8 protein-coding genes are annotated in these 7,530 nt (G+C 72.7%); all 8 read left to right on the forward strand.

What is annotated here, in order from left to right:
• The first annotated feature begins 293 nt into the window (after nt 1-293).
• The 8 genes from eccD to ACWDRR_RS01030 all read left to right on the forward strand — a co-directional run bounded on the left by eccD (nt 294) and on the right by ACWDRR_RS01030 (nt 7,456).
• Nucleotides 294-1,667, forward strand: coding sequence for a type VII secretion integral membrane protein EccD (gene eccD, locus ACWDRR_RS00995; protein WP_449770034.1), 1,374 nt, complete (start codon nt 294-296; stop codon nt 1,665-1,667).
• Nucleotides 1,668-1,730: 63 nt separating this feature from the next.
• Nucleotides 1,731-3,185, forward strand: a complete 1,455-nt coding sequence (eccB, locus tag ACWDRR_RS01000; protein WP_449770035.1) for a type VII secretion protein EccB — start codon at nt 1,731-1,733, stop codon at nt 3,183-3,185.
• 132 nt (nt 3,186-3,317) lie between these two features.
• Nucleotides 3,318-3,665, forward strand: a complete 348-nt coding sequence (locus tag ACWDRR_RS01005) for a hypothetical protein (RefSeq protein ID WP_449770036.1) — start codon at nt 3,318-3,320, stop codon at nt 3,663-3,665.
• A gap of 83 nt (nt 3,666-3,748) precedes the next feature.
• Complete coding sequence (locus tag ACWDRR_RS01010) at nt 3,749-4,051, forward strand: hypothetical protein (protein WP_449770037.1); 303 nt, start codon at nt 3,749-3,751, stop codon at nt 4,049-4,051.
• A gap of 5 nt (nt 4,052-4,056) precedes the next feature.
• A complete protein-coding gene (locus tag ACWDRR_RS01015) occupies nt 4,057-4,467 on the forward strand; it encodes a hypothetical protein (protein ID WP_449770038.1) in 411 nt (136 codons plus the stop codon).
• Nucleotides 4,468-4,580: 113 nt separating this feature from the next.
• The gene (locus ACWDRR_RS01020; protein WP_449770039.1) at nt 4,581-6,641 is read left to right on the forward strand and encodes a hypothetical protein; all 2,061 of its coding nucleotides are present in this window, start codon (nt 4,581-4,583) and stop codon (nt 6,639-6,641) included.
• Between the two features lie 73 nt (nt 6,642-6,714).
• Nucleotides 6,715-7,155, forward strand: coding sequence for a YbaB/EbfC family nucleoid-associated protein (locus ACWDRR_RS01025; protein ID WP_449770040.1), 441 nt, complete (start codon nt 6,715-6,717; stop codon nt 7,153-7,155).
• Nucleotides 7,148-7,456, forward strand: a complete 309-nt coding sequence (locus ACWDRR_RS01030) for a hypothetical protein (RefSeq protein WP_449770041.1) — start codon at nt 7,148-7,150, stop codon at nt 7,454-7,456. The genes ACWDRR_RS01025 and ACWDRR_RS01030 overlap by 8 nt, the downstream gene beginning before the upstream one ends.
• Nucleotides 7,457-7,530 lie beyond the last annotated feature (74 nt).

Here is a 7,530-nt window from a genome sequence, read left to right on the forward strand (position 1 = left end):
CCGCGGGGCCCCGGCGGTTCACCGGGGCGGCCGGTCGAGACGGCCGGGGCGCTTCGTCGCGGGCGCGCGGAACCCGGGCGGCGGGGCCGTCCGGGTCACCCGGCGCGCGGTGCGGTCGTCGCGGGCGCACGCGGAACGCGCGGGATGCGCGACGCCGCGGGCGGCCCCGCTGCCGGGGCCGTCGCCGGCGCGCGGAACCCGGCAGCGGGGCCGGTGAACCGCCGGCCCCGCTCCGCCCGTAGTTGTCCAACGGGAGACCGGGCGGGCCGGAGCTCCACGGGAGGGCACGACAGGTGAGCGGTACCACGGTGGCGGCAGGGCTGGTCCGGCTGAGGTTCCGCGCCCCCGAGGCCGCGTTCGAACTCGCCCTCCCCGGCGACGTCGTGCTCGCCGACCTGCTGCCCGCCGTCCTCGGCTACGCCGGCTCCGCCGTCGAGGAGGGCGGCATCGAGCACTCCGGCTGGGTGCTCCAGCGCGCCGGCGGCCCGCCGCTGGACGAGGAACGCACCCTGGAGGCGCTCGGACTGCGCGACGGCGAGGAACTCTTCCTCCGCCCGGGCCAGGACGCGCTGCCCGAGGTGCACTTCGACGACCTGGTCGACGGCGTCCGGGCCGGCACCATCGCCCGCGGCGATTCCTGGCGGCCCGCCGCCACCCACCACCTCGCGCTCGCCCTCGCCCTGGTCGCGCTGGCCGGCGGCCTGCTGCTGCTCGCGCTGCCCGGACCGGACGGCCCCCGCTGCGCCGCGGCCGCCGTCACCGCCGTCCTGCTGCTCGCCGGCGGCGGCGCGGCGACCAGACTGGTCGGCGACGCGCCGGCCGGTACCGCGCTCGGCGCCGCCGGCGTCGGCTACGCGGCCGCGGCCGCCGCGCTGATCCCCGGGGTCACCGGCCCGGCCCGGCTGCTCGCGGGCGGCTCGGCGGCGGTCGGCGCCACCGTGCTGGCGCTCGCCCTGGTCGGGGCCGGCCCGTTCTTCGCCGGGCTGGTGGCGGCGGCCGCCCTCGCCCTCGGCGCGGGCGGGCTCGCCACCTACGGGATCCCGACGACCCACTCCGCCGCCGTGATCGCCGCCGCCGCCGTGCTGTTCGGCGCCTTCGTGCCCGGGCTGGCGTTCAAGCTGTCCGGGCTGCGGCTGCCGGCGCTGCCCCGCAACGCCGACGAGCTCCAGGAGGAGATCGAGCCCTTCGAGGCCGAGGACGTGCTCGCCCGCAGTCTCGTCGCCGACAGCTACCTGGCCGGCTTCTTCGTCGCCGCCGGTACCGTCTGCGCGGCCGCGCTCGCCCTGCTCGCCACGGCCCGGGACGGCGGGTGGGGCGCGACCGTGATGTCCGCCGACCTGTCGGTGCTGCTCCTGCTGCACGCCCGGGACATCGGGGGCATCCGCCAGCGGCTCGCCCTGCTGCTGCCGGGCACGCTGGGCGTCGCCCTGCTGGCCGTCCGGTTCGGACAGGGCGCCGACCAGTCCGGCCGGTTCGCCCTGTTCACCGTGCTGCTCGTCGCGGCGGCCGCGCTCGCCGTGACCGCCTGGACGGTGCCCGGGCGGCGACTGCTGCCCTACTGGGGCCGGGCCGGGGACCTGCTGCACTCGCTCGCCGCGCTCGCCCTGCTGCCGCTCGCGCTCCAGGTGCTCGGCTTCTACCAGATGATGCGCGGCCTGGCGGGCTGAGCCGGCCCGGCCGCCCGGCCGCCGACCCGCGCCCCTGAACCCCGCACCGAGGAGGACCACCGCATGCAGTCCCGACGCGACCAGGTGCAGGCCCACCTGTTCGTGATGAGCCGGGTCGCCGCGGGCGTGCTCCGGGCCGAGCCGGACGCCCCCGACACCCCCGTCGGCCGCACCAACCGCGGCGCCGCGATCGGCCTGGCCGTCGCCCTGCTGATCGGCGCCGGCGCCGGCGTCTACGGCCTGGTCAAGCCCGGCGGCGCGACCGGCTGGCAGAAGCCCGGCACCCTGGTGGTGGTCAAGGAGACCGGCGCCCGGTACGTCTTCGCCGGCGGCCTGCTGCACCCGGTGCTCAACGAGTCCAGCGCCAAGCTGCTCGCCGGCGACCAGCTGAAGGTCGACCAGGTCTCCGCCCGCTCACTGGAGAAGGCCGAACGCGGCACCCCGATCGGCATCGTCGGCGCCCCCGACGGGCTGCCCGGCCCGGCCGCCGTCGCCGGCGCCGACTGGCTCGTCTGCACCGTCCAGACGGCGGGCGCCGCGGCGGCCCGCTCCGCCCCCCAGCTGTCCGTCGCCGTCGGCACCCGCCAGTCCGGCCGGAGCGCCGGTGACCGGGGCGTCCTGATCGCCGCGCCCGACGGCGGCGTCCACCTGCTCTGGCACGGCCGCCGCTTCGCCCTCGACACCGCCGGCGGCGCCGTCCGCGCCCTCGGCTACACCGCGGCCGTGCCCGTCCCGGTCACCGCCGCGTTCCTCGCGGCCTTCCCGGCCGGACCGGACCTGCGCGCCCCCGACCTGCCCGGCCGGGGCAACCCCGGCCCCGCGCTGGGCGGGCGGGCCACCCGGATCGGCCAGCTGTTCACCGGGACCGGCGAGGAGCGGTACGTGCTCGCCGAGCAGGGCCTCGTGCCCGTCACCGTCACCCAACTCGCCCTGCTCCAGGGCGATCTGCGTACCCAGCGGGACGCCTACGGCAGCGGCCAGGTCGCGCTCTCCCCGGTCGGCGCGGAGGACCTCGCCGCCCATTCCGCACCGCCCGCCGCCACCGCGGCCCTCAACCCGGCGGAGCTGCCCGCCCGGCCGCCGGCCCTGCTGTCGCCGACCGGCAACCAGGCCGTCTGCGGGGCGCTGAACCCGGCGGGCGACGGCGGGGACTTCACCGTGGCCGTCCCCGACGCCACCACCGTGCTCGGCCTGCCGCCGGCCCTGCAACCGGGCGTCATCCCCAGCTGCACGCCCGCCGACCGGATCGCGGTGCGCCCCGGCGGCGGCGCCCTGGTGCGGGCGCTGTCCGGCGGGGGCTTCGGCACCACCCTCTACCTGGTCACCGACACGGGCGTGAAGTACCCGCTGGCCTCCGCCGCGGTGGCCGAGCGCCTCGGCTACGTCGGGGCCACCCCGGTGGCGGTGCCCGGGCGGGTGCTCTCGCTGCTGCCCACCGGGCCCAGCCTCGACCCGGGGCCGCTCGCCGGCGGCATCGTGCAGCCCCCGGCCGCCGCCGAGGGCCGCTGCGCACGGTGAGCCGGAGCCCTGCCGCCGGACGGTGAACCGTCCGGCGGCGCCGTCCCGTTCACCCTGGCGGGCCGGTCCTGCCGGCCTGTGGCACACGTGGCCGGCCGGGTGCGGCCGGCACTCATGGAGGAGGTACTCGCGGTGGCTCAGCAGACGACGGTCGACCAGAAGGTCCTGCAGGACATCAGGACCATGGTCGAGTCGCGGTACAACGAGATGTCGCAGACCGCGGCCTACATCGAGGACATCAACACGGCCGTCCGGGACAGTTTCTCCGGCGCGGCCAGCACCACGTTCCAGAACCAGATCCAGGCCTGGCTGGAGCAGTACGCGCTGGTCAAGCGGGACTACGACGCCTTCCACGTCAAGCTCGGCGACGGCGGTCAGGTGTTCAACGCGGCCGACGACCACACGAACACCCTCGCCGACTTCAACGGTGGCGGCGGCGGTCCCGGGCAGCACGTCGAGGACGTCCTGAACCCCCGCTAGCCGACGCCCTGCACGGCTGCCGCGGGACGCGGTGGCCGACGCCCGCTCTCCGCACCAGAACTCCGTATCGAAAGGACCGCTCCATGGGCAGCATGTCGCTCCACTACGCCGGCATCGACAGTGCCATCACCGACCTCGAAGCGCACGCGAAGACGATGCACGAAGCGATGAGCAACCTGAAGTCGTACCTCGACAGCAAGATCAACGTCGAGCTGGTCGGTGACTTCGCGATGGCGGCCGGGAACCTGTCGAACACGCTCCACACCGCCGACGAGAAGATGGGCCTGAAGATCGTCGCGGCCCACACGGCCCTCTCCGAGATCCGCAACGTCATCAAGGACGCGGACATGCGGGCCGGCAGCCACTTCGACCACGTCGCGGGCTGAGCCGGATGGGCACGAAGCCGGACGGCGAGGGCAGCGGCGGTACGACCGAGATCACCGACGGCTACCTCGCGACGTTCGCCAAGGAGAAGCTCGAAGCGCTGGTCACCGAGCTCAACACCAATCCGACGATCACCAAGATCAGGGCGTACGACCACGTCCCGTTCCTCGCGGGCACCGACGGCATCGTGTTCACAGCGCCCGGGGCGTTCAAGACGTCGTTCACGGAGTACTGCAAGGCGGTCAGCCTCCAGTTCACCACGCTCACGAAGCAGCTGACGACCCTGAAGGGCGACCTGGGCATGGCCGACCTCATCCTGTCGAACGCGCAGGACGAGGCCCTCACCGAGGCCCAGCTGATGTGGCTGATCAACCCGACCCTGTCCGGCGGCGGCGGCGGTGGTGGCGGCGGCCGCTGAGCGTCCGTCACCAGGCGGAGCCGGCCTCGGCGCGGGCCGGCCCCGCCCCTATGCAGTAGCGCACGGCCGCGGAGGGGCCTGACATGGGCAAATGGGAAGACATGCTCACATTCTTGACATCGTCGAGCGATCCGGGGACGCCCACCAGGGAGTCGGTGGTCGATGATTCCAAGAAGTGGGTCAAGAGCGGTCTGGAAAAAGCCAAGAGCGGCCAGGTGCCCGAGGAGATCCTCGACGGCTGGCGGGGTTCGGACGGAAGCGGCGGGCACTTCGACGTCTGGGTGTCCTGGAACTTCACCTACTCGCAGGGCAGCAAGACTCGCCACGGCTCGTACACCATCGGCACCAGCTACGACGTCGACGTGGTGGAGGGCCCGGAATCCAAGATCCAGAAGTTTCTGGACGGCGCCGCCGTCATGACCCGCATGTACGGTCTTCCCGAGGACAAGCGCGTCAATGACAGGCTGGACATTCCCGGCTTCGTGACGGTCGCCGATGACCTCAAGAACCTCAAGGAGTACGTCGCGAAGCTGGCCCCCACGGTCAGTGCCTGGGCGGATGAGATCGACTCGCCGGGCACCGACTGGCAGGGGAGCGCGGCGGGTGCGTTCCACGGCCTCCTGAAGGCCTTCGGGAACGAGGTCGAACGCTTCCACCGCGAGCTGGAGTCGGGGGTGGAGCAGGCCCTGCGGGTATGCACCTCCGGTACGAACGCCGCGCTGATGTACATGAACTACGGCTGGACCGACTACCTCAATTCGCGGAACCGTTGGGGTGGGTTCGCCCTGACCGAGGCGCTGCTGGCAGGCCTCGCGGGGGCGACGGTGACGATCACGACGAAGGACATCACGGGCCAGGGGTCGTTCCACGACGGCGCGTACGACTACAAGGGCACGTACGATTCGGTCACGGGTAGCGTCAGTGACGGTCAGACGGCGAACAGCTTCGACTTCAAGATCAATCCTGGGGCCTTCGGGGATCCCAAGACCGTGGCCTTCTGGGAGAAGGTGGACCACGAGGCGCGGGTGATCTGGCAGAACAACGTCGTCAAGATCCTGGACGTTCAGGCCAACAACGCCCAGATCATCGTCGGTGGCCAGTACGACCGGGCGAAGGTCCTGCTCGACGCCCACGTGTCGAACCTGGAGCTGCGGATGCCCATGCCCGCTCCGCCGTCGACGGACGATCCGACCAAGGACGGCCCCGGTACGGACGGCCCCGGCACGGACGGGCCCGGCACGGACGATCCGACCAAGGACCTGAAGAACGATCCCAGCAACTTCAAGACGGACAACATCACCGGTGGGGGAGGCCCGGGGCCGAACACCAAGGACCTGGGGCTCAACGGCGACAAGACCGGTGACAACTGGAGCCTCACCGGCAACGGCGGCGGTTCGGGGACGTCCGGGTCCGGCTCCAACGGCGGTCTCGACCTGATCGGCGGCGGGGCCGGCGGGAACAGTCTGCTGGGTGACAACCCGCTGCTGGGCGGCGGCGGTTCGAACCGGCCCGTCACCGTACCGCCCGGCTCCGTGATCACCAAGGACGGCCGGATCGTCGACGAGAACGGGAACCCCGTGCTCGACTCCAACGGCAATCCCATGGTGGCCGGCCCGAACTACACCATCGGGCCGGACGGCACCCTGCGCGACGACAAGGGCAACACCGTCTCGGAGTACCGGCAGCTGCTCGCCGACCGGTACTCCGGCGACGGCGGGAACGACCTGCTGACGCCGAGCAACTTCGGCCCCGGCGGCTTCGCCTACAACACGGGCGGGCTCGGCGGCGGCCTGTCCGGTTCGGGTTCGGGGGGCCTGCTCAACCCCGGTGGCGGCCCGGTGATCACCGGCATGGGCGGCGGCCTGAGCTCCCGCGCGCTCGCGGGCGGTGCCGATCCGAACACCGTGAAGGCCGCGGTCGACCAGGCCAACGCCGAGCGGATGGCCGCCGAGAAGGCCGCCAAGGCCGCCGCCCAGGAGCAGGCCCTGCTGACCGGCCGGCAGACCGCCACCAGCTCCGGCGGGATGCCGCCGATGATGCCGCCCGGCGGGATGGGTGCCGGGGGCCAGGGCGGCCCCAACGACAAGGACCGCCGGCGCACCACCTGGCTGGCGGAGGACGAAGAGACCTGGGGCACCGAGACCGGCGCCGTGCACGGCGTCATCGGACGCTGACGCGGACGAGTGCCCCGTCCGCCCGAAGGCGGGCGGGGTCCCCGGCTTTTGACGACGAGACAGGAAGCAGCACATGAGCAACCCGTTCGCCGAACAGATCGCCCAGGCGATGGCGGAGATGCAGAGCGAGCTGGCCAGGGCCGAGGAGATGCAGAAGGAGATGAACGAGCTCACCGCCTCGGTCACCTCCAAGGACCGGATGGTCACCGTCAAGGTCGGCTCGCAGGGCCAGGTCGTCTCGATGACCTTCCACACCAACGGCTACCGCGAGATGGCCCCCGCCGAGCTGGCCAAGGTTCTCACCGACTCGCTCAACGAGGCCCGCGCGGCCGTGGGCGAGCAGGTCGCCGAGCGGATCGGCCGGTTCGACGGCATGGGGGAGACGCTGCGGCTCTCCATGACCGGCGGCACCGAGCTGGACGAGATCCTCGAACCGCTGTGGGCCATGCGCCCGGGCTACGAGCCCGAGGACCAGAAGAAGAAGGCGGACCGCCAGGAGGAGTTCCATGGTTAGCACCACCGCCAAGACCGCCGAACTCAAGCAGAAGTTCGGCGAGTTCTTCGAGCTGAAGGACATGGTCGCCAAGGTGCTGCGCCACGTGGAGGACATCAACGGCGCGAACCTGAAGGTCGGCGGCAACGACGAGATCGGCAAGCAGTACCACGCGCAGGTCGACGAAGGCACCAAGAACCTGTACGACCTGATCCTCAAGATCAAGGGCACGATGGGCTCGGTCGGCCAGAACGGGGAGGTGCTGGCCGACGCGCTCGACAGGGCCAACGACCACTCCCACGACATCGCCAACGGGTTCTGAGCCCGGACCCCCGGGCCCCTCCACGAGTCGGCTGACGATCCGGCCGCGGGACCCCGACAAGCAGTGACGGCGCG

This window comes from Kitasatospora sp. NPDC003701 (genome assembly GCF_053587085.1).

What these genes read in the sequence shown, in the direction of transcription:
- eccB (WP_449770035.1), top strand. Translation starts at nt 1,731, where the DNA reads ATGCAGTCCCGACGCGACCAGGTGCAGGCCCACCTGTTCGTGATGAGC.
- ACWDRR_RS01010 (WP_449770037.1), top strand. Translation starts at nt 3,749, where the DNA reads ATGGGCAGCATGTCGCTCCACTACGCCGGCATCGACAGTGCCATCACC.
- ACWDRR_RS01015 (WP_449770038.1), top strand. Translation starts at nt 4,057, where the DNA reads ATGGGCACGAAGCCGGACGGCGAGGGCAGCGGCGGTACGACCGAGATC.
- ACWDRR_RS01025 (WP_449770040.1), top strand. Translation starts at nt 6,715, where the DNA reads ATGAGCAACCCGTTCGCCGAACAGATCGCCCAGGCGATGGCGGAGATG.
- ACWDRR_RS01030 (WP_449770041.1), top strand. Translation starts at nt 7,148, where the DNA reads ATGGTTAGCACCACCGCCAAGACCGCCGAACTCAAGCAGAAGTTCGGC.